The sequence below is a fragment of the Salmonella enterica subsp. arizonae genome, from assembly GCF_008692845.1.
GTDB lineage: Bacteria > Pseudomonadota > Gammaproteobacteria > Enterobacterales > Enterobacteriaceae > Salmonella > Salmonella arizonae.
This window is the reverse complement of record NZ_VXJW01000001.1, coordinates 250070-274104: the sequence shown is the minus strand read 5'-3', so window position 1 is coordinate 274104 and position 24035 is coordinate 250070. Positions and strand designations below refer to the sequence as shown.

Genomic DNA, 24035 nt, shown 5'->3' with positions numbered 1-24035 from the left:
ACCAGTTAACATCAGGTATATACCTGAAAAACGGTTACTACGGTACACTTTTTTCCGGCCTAACCTGAGCCAGCAAACGATATAATGGACTACTGACCTGCATACCAGTCATCGACATCCCATCCATACCAAAGCGAGTAAAACGCATTAGTCCATACGTAATATCATTAATACGCTCTAGTAAATGAGACTGTAGTCCCAAAGTACTACACCAGTATGAATGTGTCATCACCGTCGCTGTTAAGGCTACTCTACCTCCCAGGGAAACGGCTTTAGCAAGAGCCATACTTGAGCGTTGACTGATAAAACAATTAGCAATATAAAAAACAGCATTTCCAATGCTATCGTGAGCCATAGGCAAGTTATGTTTATGGTGATAGATAAGACAGGCTACATCAGCAATGGCGATAGCGAGGCCAACTCCCGCCAGGGCTAAGAGCGGTACGCCTCCACCACTTAGCACTGTTAACGCTATCCCGGCGGAACAACATAAAACCTGCCCGCCCAAAATGACCATTTGCCAATTAAAAATTTCTTTAGGAAAAACCGCTATCACTCGTTTAGCAAATCCGGTCAATAAGCGTTCTTTTCCTTGCTCAGGTCCTATTCTACCGATCTCCACATCCATATTGGTTTCCGGATGCGGCAATGAGGGGCATGGAGGTGAATCCGCAGGCGCGTGAACAGGAAGTTGCCCTCCCACCTGAGCATTTGGGCTAATAGGTTTCATGGTCCTCCCTCTCCCTGATATCCATTATCAATACATTCCATTAATGCAGGTGGAGTATCTGATTGACAAAACTCTGTAATTTTTTCAGCCAATAACACACAGGGATCGGCAGGGCGCTCATCAAAAGTAATTTCCTGATCGACATTTTGGGGGCGGACACGGCAATAATCCAGTACCGCACCTATCGCAGTCAGGCTAGCGGAGGTAATTACTGTTCCCATGACCAAAGAGGCCGCTATGTTGTCAGCGGCAGGCAGTGGAAACTGTATGGGTATAACCAGGGAAGAAATAGCGATCCCTGAACGTATCAATAAAGAAAGACAGTTGGCAAGGGTGTTAGCGCAGTTTAGACTTGCTCCGCATTCTAACGACAGCTTACTGACTACAAAAGCAACGCTATCACTGGCGGTTTGTAACGGTTCCTTTTGATGACATATCAATTGATAATTATGATATGCGCAGCAAGCATCTCCAGTGGCAATCACTAGCGCAACCCCCGCAAGAATAAGAATGGGTAACCCTGCCCCGCCAGAAATTACCGCTGCAGCGATCGATAATCCAAATACGACGGCTGCACCCAGTGCACGAATGGTGTATTGAATAAAATGCATAGCATAATCCCTCTGCTGCTTTATCTGTTCAGGCGTAAGCAGCACAGGTGTCGTGGGGGTGTCAGGGGCTGGAATTTCAGGAGGAAGAAACGATGCCCCCTCCGCTTGCATATCGGAAGGAACGCTATTATCCCCGACGATATTGTTTACCGCTGGCGGAATATGAACCACTATAATTCGCTCTGTTATTTAAGTAACAAGAGTGTCAAACATTATTTGCGCATTCTGGCGAATCTCGCTCCATGAGGCATCCGCATAACTCATCTTGATGGCGGTTTGAAAGGCCTCCCTCGCCAGCCCTGGTTCACCCATCATTTTGAGACAGACGCCTGTTTGATAAACCGGTTCTGGATGACTGGCATCCAGCATCAATGCATGTCCATAGAAATTGATGGCTGTTGAGTATTCTTTAAGCATCATCCAGGTCCCAGCCAATGCAATATGGGCACGCCAACTCCATGGCTGGGCCATCACCAACCAGCTAAAATCGATTAAAGCGCGCGAATAATCACCTTCCTGCCATGAGGCATAACCCTTGGCGTAAACGGTCTCCGGATCAACAGATAAGAGCTGTTTCAGAATTTCTTCGGGTACTTTATTTTTCTGATTTTCTTTCATCTGAATACCTATTGATTGTTATTTTTCACTTGACAGTGGGTTATGTCAGGGACGTCATTTAAAATGCCGCTGGATAAGTTGCTCTGCGGATAAAATTGTCCAGTTATCGCCATCAAGCATAGTGTAGGTCGCTCCCATTGCTGTCAGGATGCGCAATAATTTCCTGCGTAGCATTGATTGTTTTTCATCCAGAACATCGGTAATTATCAACATCTTTAAATATTTTAACTGCGGGTGATGAACAAATATCCCGCGTAAAAGGCCCAGTAAGTGAAATAATTGCTGCGGTCGAGGCTGCCCGGGCGTCAGGCGCCTAAACTCACAAATAATCATTTCTTCTGCCTCAATGCGATATACTACCAGGTAAGGTGATAATATAAACTGCTGCCCAAGGAATATAGAGGTTTCCCCTAAATATGCAGGTTCAGTTAACACCTGATGCCGGCGCAACCATTGCTCTATTTCTTGCACTATTTTACCTCGTTAATGACTGGAGTATATGAGCAAGAACATCGACCAGTGCTGTCCCCATGCCCATGATTTGCTGCATGATATCAGCCGCTTTATCCATGATATCCGTCAAGGTTTTATTATAAGATTGGACCCCCTTTTGTTGCAGGTCGGCAATCGCACCAGTTTGATCGCTTTGACGTTGCGCAGCACTGCCCCCCAGGCTAAAGCCACCCGCAGCGACGTGCCCTGCGCCTTGACCGAACATAACGCCGGCCTCCCCGCCTGTAGCCCCGAATCCTAACGTCAGCATTCCCGAACAAATTGAGCCAACCCCATTAAGTATTGAGGCTTTATACGTTTGATCAATCGTTTTCATTTGCGTGTTAAAGGCATTGACCTGTAGTTCCCAACTCAACTTCTGTTTTACTTCGTTATAGGCGCGCATGATATTGCGCAGCTTTTTGGCAAGCTCTATTAGCGTCTCCCAGATTTTATCAAATAACCAAAGCAATGATTCAGCATCCACTTTCTCCCCAGATGGGGATGGAGTGGAAGAAGGCGCTAACGAGGGAGACGTCGTTAATACCGGTATTACGTTACTCGTTTCCATATTTTTATCCTCAGATTAAGCGCGCCAGCCAGCAATTTTCGCCTGAACGCTACTATAATCATCAATGATATCTAATGTATCTTTAAGCGCTGCGCCGCTACCTTTATAAAGTACCTGTAAGCGTTTTTGTTCCATCTCTTTTTGACCTTCCGTTTGTTCCATTATGAAATCCAGAAACTGTTGCCGAGTTATTAATTGCTCTATTTTTTTTTCGAGCTTCGCTTTTTCTGCTTTAATCACCCCAGCATTCGTCTGATTGCCTCCTTCGGTTGCACATCTGATTGCCTGTAAGCTTTTGCATGAACAATCCGTCAGTAATGCAGACATAATTTTTTTAAACACCTTGACAAGGATCTGTTTACGAATATTTTTTAACAGAAATTTTTCCCCTTCTTGCGCACATTTTTCCAGGGCTTCTTTTGCCGCTTCTTTCACCATGGCTTTCACCCCCTCTTTCGTAAAGCTTTTTCCCGCCCTTCGTGTCATATTTTTTTCGGCGGTACGAGAGAACTCAGCAGATTCCTCTTCCATCTCTCCCAGCTCAACCATTTCACGATCAAGAGACTCGAATTGTTTGGAAAAATTTTCGCACACCTGCCTGCCAAACTCTTCAGCCAGCGCGTCTATTTCTGCTTCGCCTGCGCCTGCCATACGCTCAGCTAATTCCTCTCCAAAACCAGAGTCAAGCACTTTTTCAGCGGCGCCAGACAAGGCTCTCGTCGCCATAAAAGCACGACCAATCTGGAAAACATCCAGTACCAGCGCGACGGTTTCACAGCCAAGCTGAATCTTACTTGTAACGTTAATAATCGCCTTACAGGTATCGGGGTCAGCGCCGAATAACATTGCGGTTTCGGCTCCGGCTTTAACCATTCCTGCACAACCTGCGGCCATATAGGCTACGCCGCTAGCCATTTCTAAGGGATTATCTGACAGAAAACCTTCCACAACTTTGAAGGCGCCAATCACGGTTTCAAATATGCCGGTAATCCAGTCAAAAATAGCGCCAAAAATGCCCGCTTTACGCGCTTTATCAGCCTGCTCTATCGCTTTCTGAATCTGCTCCTGATACTCCTTCACCTGCTTATCACGTAATGCATTTTGTACCTCAGTTGCCCGCTCAAGCTGTTGGCATAACGATTGAGCGCTACTACCGAAGACGCTGAGTAATACTCCCGTCATCATCATTGATAAAACCGTGGGATCTATCAGCAAAAAGTCAGGCAATGATGGACTCCTATGATTTCCGGGGACCGCATCAAGTAGTTCCTTCAACGCGTTGTTTGCCTCCTGAAGGCTAATTTTCCCTGTTGTTACCGCACACATTGCGTTACCATTGCCAAAAGCAAAATCCGCACGCCGCTGGCGTTTTCCCAGCGATCCCGAGGAAACACAACTGACATTGCTTAAATGATGATGTGATGAAGCTACTCCCGCGGCGCTATCGCTATTACTGTAGATTCGATTCATTCTTACTTAGCTCCTGTCAGTAAGTTGCTGTAACATCTTTTCTGCGCGCAATCGGAGGATGTGATGTTCACTGGCCTCGCCGCAGATGCGCACCACGGCCTTTAACGCTTTCCTTGCATAACGAACGTTATCACACGCGAGATAGCATTCCGCTGCCGCCCAGGGCGCCTGCGGCGCATCCAGCTTAATCTGTGCCGCGCGTCCATAGGCGTATATCGCTTCCCCCCAGAGTTTTTGAGCCTGGCAGCATTCTCCTAACCGAAACCAGTAGTCAAATGACCAGGCATCATATATTGTCAACAATTGAAAGAGTCGCGCTGCGCCGGAGAACTCTTGTACCTCCATAAGCTGCATGGCATAGCGATACAAAGTATTAAGCGGCTGTGTAACATCATCATCCAACAACATACGCAGCGAGCCGCCACGCCGGAAAAATCGCATCGTGTCATATACTTGCTGTAGGGTTGGTTCTTTTTTCATGAATACGTTTTCTGCGCAATCATGGTGGAAATTTCTCCCCACTTACTGATAAGCCCCGTCAGTTGGCTAAGGACAGCGTTAAGCATCTGAGCCGCTTTTTGAATTAATAACTGTCCCTGACTCATCAAATCGGTTTTCCGGTTGGCGTCATTATCCAGGGCCGCTTTTACCTCCTGTAGACCACCTTTATCCAGTTTCCCATGATCGCCGTATTTAGCCATATACTGATCAATGGTCATACCTTCGACAGTAATATCATTCTTGCGCATGTAGTCAATTACATCCTTAGGCACCGTCTCTTTGGTTTTAGGATCCCCTTTGGCGGCTTCAGCAATAACCTTATCCATTTCATTTGACTTTTCCTGGGTATCTCTGGCACTTTCAGCGTTCTTCTGAACGTCCAAAAATTTAGCGTTTGCGATAGCCTGAATGACCATAAGGAGAGTAAGCAATACATCATAACCTTTGGCAAAAGGGTTTTGCTGATATAAACCATCCTGACTCTCTGTATCAGAATCAAAATTGCTGACTCCGAAATTATTTTTAACCTTAGTGGGGTTTGGTGTTCCCCAAAAGATGTTTCCTGCAGACATTGGACTTTACCTTTTTTTTGTTTTACCTGAGGGTATCTCCACCGTGGATTGAGTATTATCCACCGTGGATTGAGTATTAAGTTGTTGCAGCCGTGCTTCAAGTTGTTTAAACATATTTACTATTTTCTTTAAATCTCTCTCAGCCTCCCGGTTAACCCCGGCAACGCCTTGTGGAAATAAGTTATCAAGAATAGTATCTGGCTCTCTGTTTTTTTTTGAACTCTGTGCTCTTTCGGAAATCTGTTGACTCACTTTAGCCCTGATTTGATGAAATTTTTTAAGATAATGATTTAGCTGCATGTAACTCTGCTCTAAGTCACGATATTCATCACTTAAAACAACCTTTTTCTTTAACATCGCACTCCTCCTGTTATATACACGATAGAAAAATTAACGTGCTAACTAAGAGTTTTTTGCGGTCCTTCGCTCACTACAAGCGCACAGTTATGGTAACGATAATAAATAATGTTGATAATATTTTCTGCCTGTTCGATCGCTTCAATCAATAAGGTGTTCTGCTGATATTGCTGTGGGTCCTGTATCTTACCGCAGGCCTTTTCTAATTGCCGGCGGGCCGCTCTTAATTGTAAAATTATTCCTTTAGCCTCTTCACGGGAATGAAGCAGCAAATCTTCTAACTGCGTCAGAGTTGTCATTTTCACTCACTTAAAATCTAATGGATAGTTAATCAAAGTATCAGAATGTTTAATTGTTACCACATCAGCACTCAGATGGACAATTTCTCCCCCATCGGGTAATAGCGCTCCTACACGTAAACGCTCCTTGTCGGTCAGTAATAAATAATCACCATGGCGGCTCTGCACAAATCCAGCCACTGGCGCAGGTAGATACCTTCCTGCATCATGGGAAGGCGCAATATCCTGATAGATTATAGAAAGCGCGGGGTACTTTTTCTTTAATGCTGCTAGCGTTTCTTGCAAAATACGTTGGTGAGATTCATCTAGTACACCACTAATAACAAAAGAGCATCGCATTGGCGTAACATTAACAAGGCCCACTAATCCATTCTCTATTATCGCAGAAATAATGTCATTCCCCTGAGATTGATGAGAATTACTTATCCTCCAGTGTAATAAACCGGGAACATCTGCAAGTAACGGTTGGACTTTACGCCATTTCTGATCCATCTGTATATTATCATGAATTAATACGCTACCAGGCCCTTCACTGGATACTTCAGCATGGGGGTAACCCATTTGTATCAAAATATCCTGCACTTCTCGTATTAATAAGTCATCGCAGATTACGCCATCCCGGTACATGACCCCCCAAGATTCGAGAGTCGCTCTCACCTTTTGCATCTGTTCACTTGACGAACAATAGCCGGACAACTGCAAGCTTCCATCTTTTTTCCATTGTGTCCGGACATAATGAATGTTACTTTTATCTAATAAGGACTTAACCCGTAAAGGTAAGTCATTCACCGTTTCAGGCTGACCATCAATACTTAACAAGACACCGATTCCACCAATGAAAATCAAGAATATGCCAGCCAACCACCAATACCCTAAACTGGAAACCGGTATTTGGTAACTGGCAAGATCACAATCTTCTTTACCAAACGCCAGAGCAACTCCCGCAACCTGCAAAACCCCGCTGGACGGTAGCGGTTTATTTTGATTAAATCTGCGTCCATTAACTTTAACTCTGGCTTTCCCGGCATCAACAAACAAACTCTCTTCCTGTTCTCTCAGAACAATTTTTCCATTTATAGTAAGCGGAATACAAATATCACACCCCTTCTCCCCCAGTGATAAATTCCCCTCATTCAACCATACTTCTCGGCCCTGTAAAAGGTGACCCAAAAAACGTATTTTCCATGAACTCTTCAGATTAGCCATGAGATATGCCATTATTTACTACTGAAGCTTTAATCAAAAAAAGCCTGATTACACTATGTACTTGAGTCGTATCGTTGCGAAACAAATGACCTAAAACAGGAATATCGCCTAATAAAGGAATTTTATTTTGCGAGCGAATTTGCTTACCTTGTTTAAACCCTCCCAGCAATAAACTTTGTCCGGCCAATAATGTAGCTTGCGAAGCAATTTCAGAGTTTTGCACTTCGGGCAGTGGATTTGTTTCGCTTTGCGTATCACTTTGTTGACCATCCTGAATATTGAGATTCAGCATTATTTTTTGCGTCCCATTATCATTTAATAACCGAGGTGTAACACGCAGCAAAGACCCTGTAGTAATGGATTCAAGTTTAGCAACTTTTTCTCCCTGCAATTTGGTATAGAAAGTAATATTTTTATCCAGTACAGCCTGGATATTATTTAAAGTAACGACAGATGGTTGAGAAAGTACATAAGCCTGAGAGCTTTTCTCCAGCGCATTTAAACGCACCATAAAGTTTGAAGTATCACTGATTACTGTTGAAAAACCGTTAGTATCGCCTTCATTCGGACCCGAATTGAAAGCAATCTTCTTTCCGCCCAGCGACACTGCCGTCCCCCAGTCGATCCCTAACTGGTTAATATCTCCAGCATTAACATCAATAATTTTCACAGAAATCTCGATCATTTGCTGACGCTGATCCAATTCTGTGATCAGTTTCCGATAACCTGCCATATTGACCGAATAATCACGAACGATAACCGCATTTTGTCGTGGATCGGCAGCAAACATAGGTAATTCCTGTGTTGCGGGTGAACCATTATTCGTAGATGACGCCGGTACGCTAGATTTACTCATCTCACGCAATACACTCACAACCCCAGGAACCACAACGGCTTGATCTCGATATTGGTATTGAGTATCCATGGCAGTAGCATACTTAAGTGTGTATATACTCACACTAACCGCGCTATCTTTCTGTTTGATTAATGCATTATCCAGTACTGAGGCTAATTGACTAATACGAGTCAGACAACTTGGAACACCGCTCACCTCCACCGCGCTAGTACCGGTAATTTCTTTAACCTCGCATCCCGGTGATGAAAGAATATTCTGGCTACGTAAATAATGAATAAACCGCCCAGTAGATAAAATATTGAAATTGATGACCTGATGTTTTAATAATGATGCGGGATATACATATAGCATATTACCATCAAACCAAGTAAGTAAATCATATTGTGCAGCCAAGTTATTCAGAATATCTACGGGTGGTCCTGGAGATATTTTCCCGCTAAATGTGGCTGTTATAGATGGACTAATAGTAATAGCTGTATCATAGTTCTCTGAGAGAAGGTGTAAAACCTCTGTTAATGGCATCTGTCTGGCGTAGAGGGTAAAGTCATTACCTTTCCATGACAACTCATAACTTTTTGCTGTATTGAGCATAAACAGTAAAATTAATAATAAGCATCTATTTGCTATCATTTTATAGCCCACCCGAATAAAGTTTATGACGATTACGTATTACATTTTTTAAAATACAAGTTAAAGACAAGTGTTTTTCTATCTCAATAGCAATAAGCTCAGCGCTATTACTTGTAGTATAATAACCGTTTAACCATCCTGCATCCGCTGTGAGCTGTATAGCATAATCATGGATGTCCGGGTGTGCTGCAAGCAGTAATGTCACATAGACAAGACAAGGTGTAGGTAAACTTTCCAGGTTATTTAAGAACAAAGAAATAGAAAACGCGTCTGAGAAAATCTCTCCTCTGGCAGGATGTCCATCAATAGTCATTATCCAGAATCGGCTATTACCTTCCGCCTTGATATCCTGGATCAATGGAATACCTTTTAAAACTGCCAGCATGAATCCCTCCTCATACATAAAAATGAGTTTCTATCAAATTCGGTCACAACCACATCCGTAAAAAGCCTGATTCATATTTATTTTAACTATACTCTTCTTATACAATATTAGAATGTTGTCTACATACATCTTGTCAGGCACGATCCTATCACTCGGATTTTCCGATATATTTACAATTGTATTTTTATCATTGAAACAATACATTACAATTAGAAAAGTAATTTATTAAATTAACTGTTACGATGCTTTTACATCGCCACCTTATTAATAAGTAATTGTAGTCATCAGGTGAGTTATATATGAAGAAATTTATCTTCCTAATGATAACACACTCCATTAATCTTCTATTGAAACTATATGTACTGCTATAGTGATCAAGCACCAAATATTTTGCAACTGGAAACTGAAGGAAGGTATTATGAATTTACTGAACCTGAAGAATACGCTGCAAACTTCTTTAGTAACCAGGCTAACTTTTTTATTTTTATTAACAACGATAATTATTTGGCTGCTATCCGTGTTTGCAGCAGCTTATATATCAATGGCTCAGAACAGGAAGCATATAATGGAGGACTTATCCACTATCTCCGAGATGAATATTGTACTAAACAATCAACGTTTTGAAGAAGCTGAGCGTGACGCCCAAAAGTTAATGTATCAATGTTCATTTGCGACTGTTATTCGCCATAACAATACTTTTCCTGGGGTTAGTCGGCATCTGCCTGTAGGTCCCCCAAATTGCACGCCAACGCTAAACCGAGATAAGCCTCGTATTTTTCCACAGCCCTATGATATCGATGAAGAAAATAATCATCGCGATCATTTTATCCTTAACCATAAAAATGAGATTTCATTATTACCGGCTAATGCCCCCTCAGGGTATTCTACTCTACAGCTTATGACACTAAGACGTTTACCTTTATACCCGAACCATGCAGGGTTTTACTGGAGCAAACCAGAATACATAAACGGCAAAGGATGGAATGTTTCTGTTGCAGTTACCGATCAGCATGGCGTATTTTTTGGAGTGACTGTTGACCTACATGATCTCATTACCAATAACCATCCACAATTAGATGATAGTATTCATGTGTGGCTAGATCAGAACAATCACTTATTACCGTTTTCATACGCATCTCAAAAAATACGTACACGGTTAGAAAATGTAACGTTGCATGATGGATGGCAACAAATTCCAGGTTTTCTGATATTACGCACGACCCTGCATGGCCCCGGTTGGAGTCAGGTTATTTTGTACCCATACGGTAATCTATCTAGTCGCATCTTAAAAACTATCATTCAACAAATCCCCTTTACGTTAACAGCGTTGGTGTTGATAACGTCAACTTTTTGTTGGTTACTCCATAGCTTACTGGCCAAACCGTTATGGCATTTTGTCGATGCCATTAATAAAACCGCAACTGAACCGCTGAGCACACGTTTGCCAGAAGAACGACAAGATGAATTAGGTAGTATTGCCTACGCTTTTAACCAACTGCTTAACACCCTACAAGTACAATACGACAATCTGGAAAGTAAAGTTGCAGAACGTACCCACGCGCTAAATGAGGCAAAAAAGCGAGCCGAGCAAGCTAACAAACGTAAAAGCATTCATCTTACGGTAATAAGTCATGAGTTACGTACCCCGATGAATGGCGTACTCGGTGCGATTGAATTATTACAAACTACTCCTTTAAATATAAAACAGCAAGGATTAGCAGATACAGCCAGGTATTGTACATTGTCTTTACTAACTCTTATTAATAATCTGCTGGATTTTTCACGCATCGAATCTGGTCATTTCACATTGCATATGGAAGAAACGGCGTTACTTCCGTTACTGGACCAGACCATGCAAACCATCCAGGGACCAGCGCAAAGCAAAAAGTTGTCATTACGTACTTTTGTCGGTCAACATGTTCCCCTTTATTTCCACACCGACGCTATCCGTTTACGTCAAATTTTGGTTAATTTACTCGGAAATGCGGTAAAATTTACCGAAACCGGAGGGATCCGTCTGACGGTTAAACGTCATGCGGAACAATTAATATTTCTAGTTAGCGACAGCGGTAAAGGGATTGAAATACAACAGCAGCCTAAAATATTTACTGCTTTTTATCAAGCGGACACAAATTCGCAAGGTACGGGTATTGGACTCACTATTGCTTCAAGCCTGGCTAAAATGATGGGCGGTGAATTAAAAATAGATAGTATCCCCGGGGTTGGAACCTGTATATCGCTAGTATTACCTTTACAAGAATACCAGCCGCCTCAACCTATTAATGGTACACTGTCCGCCCCTATCTGCTTGCATCGTCAACTTGCCTGCTGGGGGATACGCGGTGAACTATCCCACCAGCAAAATGCGCTTTTCAACGCAGAACTTCTGTATTTCCCCGGAAAACTCTATAACCTGGCACAACAATTAATATTATGTACTCCGAATACTCCAGACATAAATAAATTGGTACAACCCTGGCAATTACAGATTCTTCTGGTTGATGATGCCGATATTAATCGGGACATCATCGGCAGAATGCTTGTCAGTCTGGGCCAAAATGTCACCATTGCAGCCAGTAGTAACGAGGCCCTGACTTTATCGCAACAACAGCGATTTGATTTAGTACTAATGGATATTAGAATGCCAGAAATAGATGGCATTGAATGTGTACAATTATGGCATGATAACCCGGCTAATTTAGATCCTGACTGCATGATTGTGGCGCTATCAGCTAGCGTTGCTTCAGAAGATATTAATCGTTGTAAAAAACATGGGATACATCATTACATTACAAAACCTGTGACATTAGCTACCCTGGCTCGCTATATCAGTATCGCTGCAGAATACCAGCTTTTACGAAATATCGAACTGCAGGAGCAAGATCCAAGCCGCTGTTCAGCGTTACTGGCAACAGATGATATAGACATTAATAGCAAGATTTTCCAATCACTGGACCTCTTGTTATCGGATATTGAAAGTGCTGTGTCTACTGGAAAAAAAGTCGATCAGTTACTTCACACATTAAAAGGCTGTTTAGGTCAAGCAGGGCAGACTGAATTGGCGTGCTATGTAGCAGATATTGAGTATCGAGTAAATATGGGGAAAATCATCACCATGGAGGAACTAACCAACCTACGCCAGAAAGTACGTATAATTTTTAACAACTACACCATTACTTAATGTTATCTTAATTTTCGCGGGAGCAGCAAAATGAAAGAATATAAAATCTTATTAGTCGACGATCATGAAATCATCGTTAACGGCATTATGAATGCCTTATTACCTTGGCCTCATTTTAAAATTGTAGAACATGTTAAAAATGGTCTTGAGGTTTATAATGCCTGTTGTGCACACGAGCCTGACATACTTATACTTGATCTTATCTTACCGGGTATCAATGGCCTGGATATAATTCCTCAATTACACCAGCGTTGGCCAGCAATGAATATTCTGGTTTACACTGCATACCAACAAGAGCATATGACCATTAAAACTTTGGCCGCAGGTGCCAATGGTTATGTTTTAAAAAGTAGTAGTCAGCAGGTTCTGTTAGCGGCATTACAAACGGTAGCAGTAAACAAGCGTTATATTGATCCGACGTTGAATCGGGAAGCCATTATGGCTGAATTAAATGCTGACGCCCCCAATCATCAACTACTCACTTTACGCGAGCGTCAGGTTCTGAAACTTATTGACGAAGGGTATACCAATCACGGGATCAGTGAAAAATTACATATCAGTATAAAAACCGTCGAAACGCATCGGATGAATATGATGAGAAAGCTACAAGTTCATAAAGTGACAGAGTTACTTAACTGCGCCCGAAGAATGAGGTTAATAGAGTATTAACCAAGGCATCCTATGGTATTGAGCATTTTGTCATACTTTGATGAGCTTTACGCCATTCAATATTGCTCATCACCGACAAAAGCCATACAGATGCCACACAATTTATAACTACCTTAATCTTTGGTTAGTTATGATATAGTAAAATTCTCATATTTAACGGGCTTCACCATGGCGTATTCTATCGGCGAATTTGCCAGACTATGCGGTATCAATGCCACCACGCTAAGAGCATGGCAGCGACGCTATGGTTTGTTGAAACCACAGCGTACTGACGGCGGACATCGCTTGTACAGTGATGAGGATGTACAACAAGCGCTTAGCATCCTCGAATGGATGAGAAAAGGCGTGCCGATAAGCCAGGTCAAACCCTTATTGTCGCGTCCGGTCATTCGCTTGGGCGATAACTGGATAACGATCCAGGAGACAATGCTTCAACATCTCCACGAAGGGCGAATCGACGCGCTACGGCAGTTGATTTATGACTGCGGCCGAGAATATCCCCGAGCGGAGCTGGTGACCCACCTATTGCGTCCGTTGCGCAGCAAAGTGTCAGCTCATCTTCCCGCCGTGATGACGCTGCGCGAAGTACTGGATGGCATTATTATTTCTTACACCACTTTTTGCCTTGAAGGCGACAGAAAAGCGCCCGGCTACAGTGCGTTTATTAGCGGCTGGAACCTCTCAGATCACTGCGAAATCTGGCTGGAAGCGTTGACGCGTACCGGACAGGGACTGCGGATCGATATTCTTCCCTCTCCACCAACTGTACTGGCGCCCGAACTGTTCTCCCAGAGAAAATGGTTCCTGGTGACCACCGGAAAGCTCACTGCCGGGCAGAAAAAACAGCTCGCCCAATGGCACAACGTTATTGCCTCGCTTGAGCTTATCACGCTATAAGCCCTTAAATGTACGTCCTTCCCTCATTTTATCTTACTAATATTCCAATACGTCAAAAAAATTCTCTCGAAAACTTAGACAAACAAACAAAGTTGTGTAAGTTTTAAATCTACGCAAGATAACGTTTTGCGCCATTCGGCGTCAGTCGTCGTGCTTCAATAAGGGGAAATCATGAAAAATAAACCCGTAATCGGCATTAGCGAATGTCTGACTGGCGCCGCGGTACGCTTCGATGGCGGACATAAGCGTATGGATTTCGTAATGAACTCTCTGGCGCCGTGGGTGACCTACAAAACGATCTGCCCGGAGGTTGCAATCGGCCTGCCCGTTCCTCGCCCTGCGCTGCGCCTTATCCAGACGACCTCCGGCGACATTCGGATGCGCTATAGTCATGCTCCGTACGATGATATCACCGATAAAATGAATGCTTTTGCCGATCGGTTTCTGCCAACGATGGGCGAACTGGCGGGATTTATTGTGTGTGCAAAATCGCCCAGTTGCGGAATGGAGCGTGTTCGCCTGTATGATGAAAAGGGAAATCGGGGCCGCAAAGCGGGCACGGGACTGTTTACCGCTGCGATGATGGCCAAATATCCCTGGCTACCGGTGGAAGAAGATGGTCGCCTGCACGATCCGGTATTACGCGAGAATTTTATCGAACGCGTCTTCGCACTAAATGAATTAAATGCGCTACGCGCGCAGGGCTTGAATCGTCACAGTTTGCTCGCGTTTCATAGCCGATACAAACTTCAGCTTCTCGCGCACCACCAGGCAGGCTACCGCGAAATTGGCCCTTTCGTCGCGCGTCTGCATGAGTGGGACGATCTGGAGGCATTCTTTGTTCACTATCGGGAAAAACTGATGGCTATCCTGCGCCATCCCGCTTCACGTAAAAATCACACTAATGTGCTAATGCATATCCAGGGGTATTTTCACCGCGCGCTGAACAGCAGACAACGCGCGGAATTACGCGAAGTGATTCTCGGCTATCGGGCAGGCCGGCTGCCGATCCTGGCGCCGTTAACGCTACTGAAACACTACCTGGCGGAACATCCGGATGACTATCTGCGCACGCAGAATTATTTTGAGCCGTACCCTGATACGTTAGGACTGCGTTTAACCATCACCTGATAATCCTGCGGATCGCTGCTTCGTTATTGATAACGCCACACTAACTGTCTGTAAGCCGTTCCGTTTAGATACGGCTTCGCGCCTGTTGTAATGAAGGCAAAGAGAAATCCCCCCTGAAAGCGAAGCGCATTCTCCAGACCAACCGCCTCATCGCGCATGATACAGATTGCGCGCACATTTCAACATACGTTATCGCCAACAGGCCGCTTATCCACCATGATACCGACTATGACCCCACCAGGGCGTTAATCACGGTTTCCATAGCTTTTTTTTCTAACGCGCTACGTTGGATACGTTGATTCGCCAGCGCGGTTCTTAACACCCCTGCAATAACAATATGCTTCGGCTCCTGTCCCAGATCGCGCATTTCCAGTACAACTTTGCCCACCACTCTGCACATCTCGCGGTACAGTTCGTCATCTTTTGTCGGTTTTCCCATACGTTTTTCTCGTCCGCCAGCGCAAACCAACAGAATATAACAGTCTCCGCCCTTAAACAAAATTTGATCCAAATCAAAGCAATAGCGTAGTTTATTATTCACGAATCATAATTTGTGCTAATTTTGGTCTCTGGCGCAGTCAGTTTTTCGAAGCGCCTAATCAGTTCCGCCAGGCTACCGGCCTGCATTTTTTCCATTACTCTGGCCCGGTGCACCTCTACGGTACGCAGCGCGATATTCATCGCTTCGGCAATTTCGCGGTTCATAAATCCTTTTGCCACCAGACTGGCCAGCTCACGCTCTTTCGGCGTCAACTGCTGGTAACAAAGCATAATTTCACGGCGCGCCACCGCTAGCGATGAAACCCTCAGCGCACGTTCCAGCGCCGCCTGTAGCGGTTTGACCGCTACCGGTTTTTGCAGAAAGTCGACAGCGCCGCGTTTCATCTGCTCCACGGCCATCGGTACATCGCCATGTCCGGTAAGAAAGATAACCGCCAGGGTACCTCCGCACTGGCGCAACGCATCATGAACATCTTGTCCATCCAGTACCGGCATTCGCATATCCAGTAATACTACACCGGTCTGATACAGACCGGCCTGCGCCAAGAAATCCGCCCCCTGCGTCCAGCATTTTACGTCATATCCCAAGCTTTCCAGTAAAAACGCGCACGCGTTAGTGACCGCCGTATCATCATCCAATAGATGTATTATCGCCATCCTTGCCCCCATTTTCCTGTAAGAAATGTATCGTGACCACCGTTCCCGCCTGGCCGTCCGGCGCGGTCTGATTCCTGATGCTGATATCGCCACGGCCATACCGAACCAGTCGCTGGCAAATCGCCAGCCCTAAGCCCATACCCTCTTTGCGAGTGGTCATAAATGGCTGAAACGCCTGACGTAATAGCGCGTTATCGATTCCCCCGGCGTTATCCTGTAAAACAATGCTGACGCCGTTTTCAATCCGTTCAGCAATGATCCATAAATGGGTGGCGCCCGCCTGAGCCGCATTAAGAATGACATTAGCCAGTACCTGCTCCAACAGTACCGGCGGCAACGTAACGCGTAGCGCGGCGCTAACCTCGGTATGCAGATCCACTGACGGAAATTGATGCGCCATACGCAACAATTGCCAGACGTGATCAATCGCCTCCCTAATGGCTATCGCCTTCCACTCTTCGGTCAGCACAGGGTTGCCCTGTGCCTGACTAACCCAGTGACGCAGGTTACGCAAAGTGTCCGCGCCACGTTGCGCCTGCTGGTCAATATGATCCAGCGCCGACAGCAAGGGATGCCGTTCATCTTCAACGCGCAGTCGAATCAGGCATCCCTGGGCGTAATGTCGAATCGCGGAAAGCGGTTGATTAAGTTCATGAGCAAACCCGGAGGTCATTTCCCCCAACACGCTCATTTGCCGGGCGGTCTCCAGTGCACGCTCATGCTGATGGAGTACCACGCTATTACGTTCCAGTTGTTTTCCGCGTCGACGCACCAGCAGCATGACCCAAATGTAATTGAGCGTGAGCAACAGGAACGCCAGCGTCACACCGCCGACCATCAACTGATGTTGAATCAACCAACTTTTAACGTCCAGCCACAGTCGACGCTGCTGAGGGTGCTGACGAACATCACGCAGCAACGCTTCCACCTGACTGGTTGACGCAGGCGCCCCCCAGTGAAATGGCGCGGCGGCAGGCGCGTTAAATAGCGCTCGCGTGACGCGATCCGCCAGCGCATCGCTTACCGCGGGTAGCGCCGCGAACGACCAGTCAGGATATAGCTGCGTACTGGTTAAACAAGGCAGGGTCGTCGGTCGGGAAAGCAGCGCGATAAAGTCCTTCTCATCAATCAACCCTTCCTGATCCATATTTTCTAATAAGCACACCGGCACAATTGCCGCCTGCACCGCTTTTTCGCGCAGCATATAGACTAAGGCATCGCCAGGAAATCCGGTAAAACGGAAATGGAAATCGCGCTCCGGGCGTAAGCCCGCGTCGCTGAGCGCTTTATAGCCTAATAAATAGCCGCCAAACGCCTGAGCATCAATCGCGCCGACCGTCTTACCGATCAGATCGTGCGCCGTGGTAATCCCGCTATCGCGCCGGGTAAGGATCACGCTGCCAATGACATTGCCAACCGCTTTCCCATCGCGCGTAGAGCGTAGGGAAGCCAACCAGCGCAGCGGCGCATGACTGTTAAGTCTGACAAATTGCGCCGGGTTGGTTATCACAAACTGCACGGTTCTCCGGTTGACGGCCTCCTGAATTTGATGCAAATCCAGCGGCTGGATGTGAAAGGTTTCGCCGGGGATTTGTTGATTTAACGTCATTTCCAACGGCTGCCAGTGGCGTCGCGTAGACGCTTCGCCGCGCATGGCCAGGATACCGATATTCCATGACCCTGCCCACACGCTATGACAAATTAGCCCTACTGCCGCCAATATTGCCAGGCACCTTACGGTTTTTCCTCTCACCCCAATATCCCTGTCAATTATGTTGTTTTAGATCAACAACAAGCCGGGTATGTGGTTAACCACAATAGAGCGCTCCCCGTCTCGATTTTTACACTGTAAATCATCGACATTCTTTATTCATTACACATAAACCAACATCGTGACAAATGTTTCATTGTTGGCAATGTGGACGGGAGTCAATATGGACAGCAGTAAACGGCAACTTCTCCAGCAACTTGGCATCCTGACCGTTGGCGCCTCACTGGTTCCGCTGGCTGAAGCAAAATTTCCTTTTTCGCCGGAGCGGCATGAAGGCTCTTTCCGCCACCGCTACGCCATGCTTATCGACCTGCGACGTTGTATCGGCTGTCAGTCCTGCACCGTAAGCTGCACTATTGAAAACCAAACGCCGCAGGGCGCGTTTCGCACGACGGTGAACCAATACCAGGTCCAGCCTGAAGGCAGCCGGGAGGTCACGAATGTGCTATTACCGCGTCTGTGCAACCATTGCGATAACCCTCCCTGTGTGCCGGTCTGTCCGGTACAAGCCACCTTTCAGCGGGAAGACGGCATTGTGGTGGTGGATAACAAACGCTGCGTCGGCTGTGCCTACTGTGTACAGGCGTGTCCTTACGACGCCCGATTTATCAATCATGAAACGCAAACCGCCGATAAATGCACGTTTTGCGTCCATCGTCTGGAAGCCGGGCTGCTACCCGCCTGCGTAGAGTCCTGCGTCGGCGGCGCGCGTATTATTGGCGATATCAAAGATCCTCATAGCCGCATCGCCACCATGCTTCATCAACATCGCGACGCTATCAAGGTATTAAAGCCAGAAAACGGCACGTCGCCCCATGTTTTCTACTTGGGTCTGGACGACGCCTTTGTCACCCCCTTAATGGGCCGTGCGCAGCCCGCGCTTTGGCAGGAGGTCTGAATGACGCATTTACTCATCATTGAAGAAGTGCTGGCTCACCCGCAGGACATTAGCTGGCTACCGTGGGCGGTACAATATTTCTTTTTTATTGGCATTGCCGCCTGCGCCGCGTTGTTTGCCTGTTATCTTCACTGGCGAAAAAAAGACGCCGCGACAGAAGAAAATCAGGCGTTACTGATTGCCGTTACTTGTGCGATTACCGCACCGCTGGCGCTGACGGCGGATCTGCATCAGACCGCGCGCGTCTGGCATTTTTACGCCTGGCCGACGCCCTGGTCGTGGATGCCGTGGGGAGCGTTATTCCTGCCAATGTTTACCGGATTTCTCGTTCTGTGGTTCCTCGCCCAGCAGATGAAAAGAATGCTAAATAAAAGTTACAACGTCACTAAGTGGTTGGCGCTGGCCAGCGCGCTTTGCGCGTTGGGTCTGCTGATTTATACCGGCCGCGAAGTCTCCGTTGTGATGGCGCGTCCGATCTGGTTTAGCTATGCCTTCCCCGTGGCGATGTTTCTTAGCGCCTTACAGGCATGCTTCGCGCTGATGATTGTCGCCGCCCGACGCGACTCTGCGCGACTGCCAAAAATACTGTGGGGACAAATCTGGACGCTGGCGGCGCTGGGTCTGGTCGTGGCCATGTGGGTTAGCGGCGATACCCTTTCCGGGACGGCAATCCGTCGGTGGATTACCGTCGCCCTGTCAGCCAAATATTACGCTGCCGGCTGGATAGCGCTGTGGGTATTAACGCTGTTGTTCTGTAGCCTGACGCTACGTCATCCCTTATCGCAGCTAAGACGTGTCCTGCTGGTTCTGAGCGCGCTGGCGTTATGTTGGCTGATGCGCTGGACCTTATTGATTCAGGTACAAACCGTACCAAAGTTCAACGCGCAATTTAATCCTTACTCGTTACCAGGCGGAACGGATGGCTGGCTGGCTATTCTCGGCACCTTCGGCCTGTGGATCGCGCTACTGATTATTATTCGTGAAACGCTCAACGGACTCACCAGGAGATTACAACATGGCTAATTTAACCCGTCGTCAGTGGCTAAAAGTCGGTCTCGCCGTCGGTGGGATGGTCACTTTTGGTTTGAGCTACCGTGATGTGGCGAAACGCGCAATTGATGGCCTGTTAAACGGGACGTCCGGCAAGGTAACGCGCGACCGCATCTTTGGCAATGCGTTAATTCCGGAGGCGCAGGCGCAAACGCACTGGCAGCAAAACCCACAACAAACCATCGCCATGACGCAATGCTTCGGCTGTTGGACACAGTGCGGTATCCGCGCCCGGGTTAATGCAGATGGCAAAGTGATACGCATAGCCGGCAATCCCTATCACCCCTTGTCGCAGGAACACCCGATTGATCCGTCCGTCCCTTTTAGCAAAGCCATGGAACAACTGGCGGGAGAAAGCGGTCTTGACGCCCGCTCAACCGCCTGCGCGCGCGGCGCCACGCTGCTGGAAAGTCTGTACAGCCCGCTGCGACTGCTTGAACCAATGAAACGCGTGGGTAAACGCGGCGAAGGGAAATGGCAGCGCATCAGCTTTGAGCAGCTTATTGAAGAAGTTGTGGAAGGCGGCGATCTGTTTGGCGAAGGTCATGTGGACGGACTGCGCGCTATTCATGCGCCGGATACGCCAATCGACGCAAAGCACCCCAGTTTCGGGCCAAAAACCAATCAGTTATTGGTCACGAATACCAGCGACGAAGGCCGCGATGCGTTTCTGCGTCGTTTTGCGCTAAATAGCTTCGGCAGCAAAAATTTCGGCGCGCATGGCGCCTACTGTGGACTGGCTTACCGGGCCGGCTCCGGGGCGCTGATGGGCGATCTGGATAAAAACCCGCATGTCAAACCCGACTGGGAAAACGTGGAATTTGCGCTATTTATGGGCACCTCCCCGGCACAGTCCGGCAATCCGTTTAAACGCCAGGCGCGCCAGTTGGCGAGCGCCCGGCTGCGTGAGAATTTTCAGTACGTCGTGGTCGCCCCTGCGCTGCCGTTATCAACAGTGCTGGCCGATCCTCGCGGCCGCTGGCAACCTGTCCTGCCCGGCAGCGATTCGGCGCTGGCGATGGGGATGATCCGCTGGATCATGGATAATCAACGTTATCATGCTGATTACCTGGCAATTCCCGGCGTACAGGCGATGCAGCAGGCCGGGGAACAAAGTTGGACCAACGCCACGCACCTGGTAATTGCGGATGAACTTCCGACGCTTGCCGGACAACACCTAACGCTGCGTCATCTCACACCCGGCGGCGAAGAGACCCCCGTCGTGCTTAACACCGACGGCGAACTGGTCGCCGCGTCCACCTGCCGACAGGCGCGGCTTTTCGTGACACAGGTCGTTACGCTCGCCGACGGCCAACGGGTCACGGTGAAGAGCGGTTTGCAACGCCTGAAAGAGGCGGCAGAAAAGCTCTCGCTGACGCAATACAGCGAACAGTGCGGCGTCCCGGAAGCACAAATTATCGCGCTGGCGGAAACCTTTACTGCTCACGGACGTAAAGCCGCAGTTATCAGTCACGGCGGCATGATGGCCGGTAATGGGTTCTATAACGCCTGGTCGGTCATGATGCTTAACACGCTGATCGGTAACCTTAGCCTGTCCGGCGGCGTCTTTGTCGGCGGCGGCAAATTCAACGGCGTAAGCGACGGCCCCCGCTACAACATGAACAGTTTTGCCGGGAAAATGAAACCGTCCGGGTTAAGTATTGCCCGCAGCAAAACCGCGTATGAAACATCGGAAGAGTACCGCGACAAGATTGCTGCCGGGCAATCTCCTTATCCAGCTAAAGCGCCGTGGTATCCCTTTGTGGCAGGCCAGCTTACCGAACTGTTGACCTCCGCGCTTGAAGGCTATCCTTATCCGCTTAAAGCCTGGATTTCCAACATGAGCAACCCGTTTTACGGTATTCCCGGTCTACGCGCCGTCGCGGAAGAAAAGCTCAAAGATCCTCGTCGACTGCCGCTCTTTATCGCGATTGACGCCTTTATGAATGAAACGACGGCGCTGGCGGACTACATTGTGCCGGATACGCATAATTTCGAGAGCTGGGGCTTTACGGCTCCCTGGGGCGGCGTAGCCAGTAAAACCACAACCGCACGCTGGCCGGTTGTCGCCCCTGCTACCAGCCGAACAGCGGACGGACAGCCTGTTTCAATGGAGGCATTTTGTATTGCGGTAGCAAAACGGCTGCGGCTGCCCGGATTCGGCGACCGGGCAATAACCGATCCGCAGGGCAACGCTTTTCCACTAAACCGGGCGGAAGATTTTTATCTGCGCGTAGCCGCTAATATCGCCTTCATGGGCAAGACGCCGGTTGCGCCGGCAAATCAGGAAGATATTACGCTTACCGGCGTTACCCGCATTCTGCCAGCGATTCAGCACACGCTTAAACCTGATGAAGTCAGCCGCGTGGCGTTTATCTACTCTCGCGGCGGCCGGTTTGCGCCAGAGGGCAGCGGCTATACGGATCAACGGTTGGGTAACGCCTGGGAAAAACCTTTACAAGTCTGGAATGCGGATGTCGCCGCCCACCGTCACGCCATCACCGGCGAGCGCTTCAGCGGTTGCCCGGTCTGGTATCCAGCGCGTTTGTCAGATGGCCGGGCAATTGATGACCAGTTTCCCGTTGGACAGTGGCCGCTGAAACTGATTTCATTTAAATCGAATACTATGTCCAGCTCGACAGCAGTCATCCCGCGCTTACACCATGTGAAGCCAGCAAACCTGGTGGCGCTGAATCCGCAAGACGGCGAGCGTTATGGACTGCAACATGGCGATCGGGTACGGATCATTACACCTGGCGGTCAGGTCGTGACGCAAATCAGTTTGTTAAATGGCGTGATGCCCGGCGTCATCGCCATCGAACATGGATATGGCCATCGCGAGATGGGCGCAACGCAGCACTCTCTGGACGGCGCGCCTATGCCGTATGATCCGCAAATCCAGTCAGGTATAAACCTTAACGATCTGGGTTTTGCCGATCCGACAAGAACCGTCACCAATACCTGGCTCGACTGGGTTTCCGGCGCGGCGGTACGTCAGGGGCTGCCGGCAAAAATCGAGCGTATATAACCCCGGGGCCGGAAAGCGTCATAGTCTTATTTCGTCGAGGATAGCGACTGGTAAGCGAACGCCGTACGGCTTCATCATTGTCATTTCAGGTTTCCGTATCTCCACTTATCTCTCATATTCCAGACTGCCGCGCAATCACTATTCCCGACAGTAGGTTAATCCGCACGGAGAAAATATCGCGCCCTGCTTCGCAGCAATAAGCGCGTTTTTACGCGATCAGGCATAAGCTTACCGGCGGAGTCACCTTGCTGCTCAGTTATCTGTGCAAGATTGAATCCATCTCCCCGCTGGTGAACTTTGGCGCGCTTTTCGCTTTTTTTGTCGTGAACCTGTGTGGGTTCAATTTCCGGATGAAATCCCAGCGGCGTATTTTTGCCCATGTCATTTTGCCGATCATGGGGATAATAGCCATCGGCTACGTCTGTTTAAGCATGAACATTCACGCTCTGTTAGTCGGCATTAGCTGGGCAGCGATCGGGATAGCGATTCTGTGCTATCAAAAAGCGCACAACCAAAATATTGCCATCGACCTGGAAGGGAAAAAGTTGCTCAATTGACATCATACGCAACACTCCGCCACGTTGCGCAACGCCGCCCATCGTCGAGCGGCATCATCGCCAACTAAATCGCAAACATCGTAATAAAAAACCGTTGTGAATCTGCACAGATGTCTTTTGAAACAGGGTTTACATTTTCCTTTTATGTAAATTTAAGCGTATAATGCGCGCCAATTGTCTCTTGAATGGTTTCAGCGCATTGGACTGTAAAACTCAACGACTAAAATTATCCCCTTCCCGTTGGGCTGAAACGCGAGCACACATTCCTCTGCACGCTCTTTCGATGTCACCTATCCTTAGAGCGAGGCATCATCACTTTAGCAACACAGGCTTAGCTTCCGGGCCGTGCGCGCCTGAAGCCAGATTTCCATATCCTTCTCAACTTAAAGACTAAGAC

Annotated in this window: 24 protein-coding genes and 2 pseudogenes; 10 read left to right on the top strand and 16 right to left on the bottom strand. The window is 47.6% G+C overall.

Going from position 1 to position 24035, the window contains the following annotated elements; all coding sequences use genetic code 11:
* Positions 1 to 37: 37 nt before the first annotated feature.
* The 13 genes from sseG to spiC are packed head-to-tail and all read right to left on the bottom strand — an operon-like array spanning position 38 to position 9316.
* Positions 38 to 730, bottom strand: coding sequence for a pathogenicity island 2 effector protein SseG (gene sseG / locus F4V61_RS01440; protein WP_038396073.1), 693 nt, complete (start codon positions 728 to 730; stop codon positions 38 to 40).
* Entirely contained in the window at positions 727 to 1515 is a 789-nt protein-coding gene (sseF, locus tag F4V61_RS01435) for a type III secretion systems effector SseF (RefSeq protein ID WP_038396074.1), read from the bottom strand. Before sseF ends, sseG begins: the two co-directional genes overlap by 4 nt.
* A gap of 15 nt (positions 1516 to 1530) precedes the next feature.
* On the bottom strand, positions 1531 to 1965 hold the full coding sequence (locus F4V61_RS01430; protein WP_024131908.1) for a SycD/LcrH family type III secretion system chaperone: 435 nt from the start codon (positions 1963 to 1965) through the stop codon (positions 1531 to 1533).
* A gap of 48 nt (positions 1966 to 2013) precedes the next feature.
* Positions 2014 to 2433 (bottom strand): pathogenicity island 2 effector protein SseE, encoded by a 420-nt coding sequence (locus F4V61_RS01425; protein ID WP_038396076.1) that lies wholly within the window; start codon positions 2431 to 2433, stop codon positions 2014 to 2016.
* 1 nt (position 2434) lies between these two features.
* Positions 2435 to 3022 carry an SPI-2 type III secretion system translocon protein SseD gene (gene sseD, locus F4V61_RS01420; protein WP_080152496.1) on the bottom strand — a complete coding sequence of 196 codons (588 nt, stop codon included), beginning with the start codon at positions 3020 to 3022 and terminating at the stop codon, positions 2435 to 2437.
* 15 nt (positions 3023 to 3037) lie between these two features.
* A complete protein-coding gene (locus tag F4V61_RS01415; protein ID WP_080161018.1) occupies positions 3038 to 4492 on the bottom strand; it encodes a type III secretion system translocon protein in 1455 nt (484 codons plus the stop codon).
* Positions 4493 to 4498: 6 nt separating this feature from the next.
* Positions 4499 to 4972, bottom strand: coding sequence for a CesD/SycD/LcrH family type III secretion system chaperone SscA (sscA, locus tag F4V61_RS01410; RefSeq protein ID WP_080161019.1), 474 nt, complete (start codon positions 4970 to 4972; stop codon positions 4499 to 4501).
* Entirely contained in the window at positions 4969 to 5565 is a 597-nt protein-coding gene (gene sseB, locus F4V61_RS01405) for an SPI-2 type III secretion system translocon protein SseB (protein WP_080161020.1), read from the bottom strand. Before sseB ends, sscA begins: the two co-directional genes overlap by 4 nt.
* 6 nt (positions 5566 to 5571) lie before the next feature.
* A complete protein-coding gene (gene sseA / locus F4V61_RS01400; protein ID WP_080161021.1) occupies positions 5572 to 5922 on the bottom strand; it encodes a type III secretion system chaperone SseA in 351 nt (116 codons plus the stop codon).
* 41 nt (positions 5923 to 5963) lie between these two features.
* Positions 5964 to 6221 carry a type III secretion system chaperone SsaE gene (gene ssaE, locus F4V61_RS01395; protein ID WP_038396082.1) on the bottom strand — a complete coding sequence of 86 codons (258 nt, stop codon included), beginning with the start codon at positions 6219 to 6221 and terminating at the stop codon, positions 5964 to 5966.
* Between the two features lie 6 nt (positions 6222 to 6227).
* A complete protein-coding gene (sctD, locus tag F4V61_RS01390) occupies positions 6228 to 7439 on the bottom strand; it encodes a type III secretion system inner membrane ring subunit SctD (RefSeq protein WP_080161022.1) in 1212 nt (403 codons plus the stop codon).
* Entirely contained in the window at positions 7420 to 8913 is a 1494-nt protein-coding gene (spiA, locus tag F4V61_RS01385) for an SPI-2 type III secretion system protein SpiA (protein WP_038396084.1), read from the bottom strand. Before spiA ends, sctD begins: the two co-directional genes overlap by 20 nt.
* A 1-nt stretch (position 8914) precedes the next feature.
* On the bottom strand, positions 8915 to 9316 hold the full coding sequence (gene spiC / locus F4V61_RS01380; protein WP_012210205.1) for an SPI-2 type III secretion system protein SpiC: 402 nt from the start codon (positions 9314 to 9316) through the stop codon (positions 8915 to 8917).
* Between the two features lie 400 nt (positions 9317 to 9716).
* On the opposite strand from spiC, the gene F4V61_RS01375 reads away from it, so the two are divergent.
* The 4 genes from F4V61_RS01375 to F4V61_RS01360 all read left to right on the top strand — a co-directional run bounded on the left by F4V61_RS01375 (position 9717) and on the right by F4V61_RS01360 (position 15176).
* Positions 9717 to 12479 (top strand): two component system sensor kinase, encoded by a 2763-nt coding sequence (locus F4V61_RS01375; RefSeq protein ID WP_080161023.1) that lies wholly within the window; start codon positions 9717 to 9719, stop codon positions 12477 to 12479.
* A gap of 30 nt (positions 12480 to 12509) precedes the next feature.
* Positions 12510 to 13148 carry a two component system response regulator gene (locus tag F4V61_RS01370; RefSeq protein ID WP_000666339.1) on the top strand — a complete coding sequence of 213 codons (639 nt, stop codon included), beginning with the start codon at positions 12510 to 12512 and terminating at the stop codon, positions 13146 to 13148.
* 168 nt (positions 13149 to 13316) lie between these two features.
* Positions 13317 to 14045 (top strand): MerR family transcriptional regulator, encoded by a 729-nt coding sequence (locus F4V61_RS01365; protein WP_000331735.1) that lies wholly within the window; start codon positions 13317 to 13319, stop codon positions 14043 to 14045.
* Between the two features lie 171 nt (positions 14046 to 14216).
* Positions 14217 to 15176: a YbgA family protein gene (locus tag F4V61_RS01360; protein ID WP_000792038.1), complete on the top strand. Its 960-nt coding sequence runs from the start codon at positions 14217 to 14219 to the stop codon at positions 15174 to 15176.
* Between the two features lie 226 nt (positions 15177 to 15402).
* On the opposite strand, the gene fumD is transcribed toward F4V61_RS01360, so the two are convergent.
* The 3 genes from fumD to ttrS all read right to left on the bottom strand — a co-directional run bounded on the left by fumD (position 15403) and on the right by ttrS (position 18087).
* Positions 15403 to 15615: a fumarate hydratase FumD gene (fumD, locus tag F4V61_RS01355; protein ID WP_024131912.1), complete on the bottom strand. Its 213-nt coding sequence runs from the start codon at positions 15613 to 15615 to the stop codon at positions 15403 to 15405.
* Positions 15616 to 15713: 98 nt separating this feature from the next.
* Positions 15714 to 16334, bottom strand: a complete 621-nt coding sequence (gene ttrR / locus F4V61_RS01350) for a tetrathionate respiration response regulator TtrR (protein ID WP_079781653.1) — start codon at positions 16332 to 16334, stop codon at positions 15714 to 15716.
* Entirely contained in the window at positions 16309 to 18087 is a 1779-nt protein-coding gene (ttrS, locus tag F4V61_RS01345) for a tetrathionate respiration histidine kinase TtrS (RefSeq protein WP_077946357.1), read from the bottom strand. The genes ttrR and ttrS overlap by 26 nt, the downstream gene beginning before the upstream one ends.
* A 181-nt stretch (positions 18088 to 18268) precedes the next feature.
* Here ttrS and ttrB point away from each other — a divergent pair, with 181 nt between their 5' ends.
* The 6 genes and pseudogenes from ttrB (at position 18269) to F4V61_RS22205 (ending at position 24032) form a co-directional block, all read left to right on the top strand.
* Complete coding sequence (gene ttrB, locus F4V61_RS01340; RefSeq protein ID WP_345941255.1) at positions 18269 to 19003, top strand: tetrathionate reductase subunit TtrB; 735 nt, start codon at positions 18269 to 18271, stop codon at positions 19001 to 19003.
* Entirely contained in the window at positions 19004 to 20026 is a 1023-nt protein-coding gene (ttrC, locus tag F4V61_RS01335) for a tetrathionate reductase subunit TtrC (protein WP_000149340.1), read from the top strand.
* Positions 20019 to 23081 carry a tetrathionate reductase subunit TtrA gene (gene ttrA / locus F4V61_RS01330; protein ID WP_000002340.1) on the top strand — a complete coding sequence of 1021 codons (3063 nt, stop codon included), beginning with the start codon at positions 20019 to 20021 and terminating at the stop codon, positions 23079 to 23081. The genes ttrC and ttrA overlap by 8 nt, the downstream gene beginning before the upstream one ends.
* Positions 23082 to 23176: 95 nt before the next feature.
* Positions 23177 to 23307: pseudogene (locus F4V61_RS01325) on the top strand (proline iminopeptidase-family hydrolase); the annotation flags it as partial.
* Positions 23308 to 23311: 4 nt separating this feature from the next.
* Positions 23312 to 23638 (top strand): annotated as a pseudogene (locus F4V61_RS22210) (amino acid permease); the annotation flags it as partial.
* Between the two features lie 199 nt (positions 23639 to 23837).
* Positions 23838 to 24032, top strand: a complete 195-nt coding sequence (locus F4V61_RS22205; protein ID WP_244757366.1) for a hypothetical protein — start codon at positions 23838 to 23840, stop codon at positions 24030 to 24032.
* The last annotated feature ends 3 nt before the right edge of the window (positions 24033 to 24035 follow it).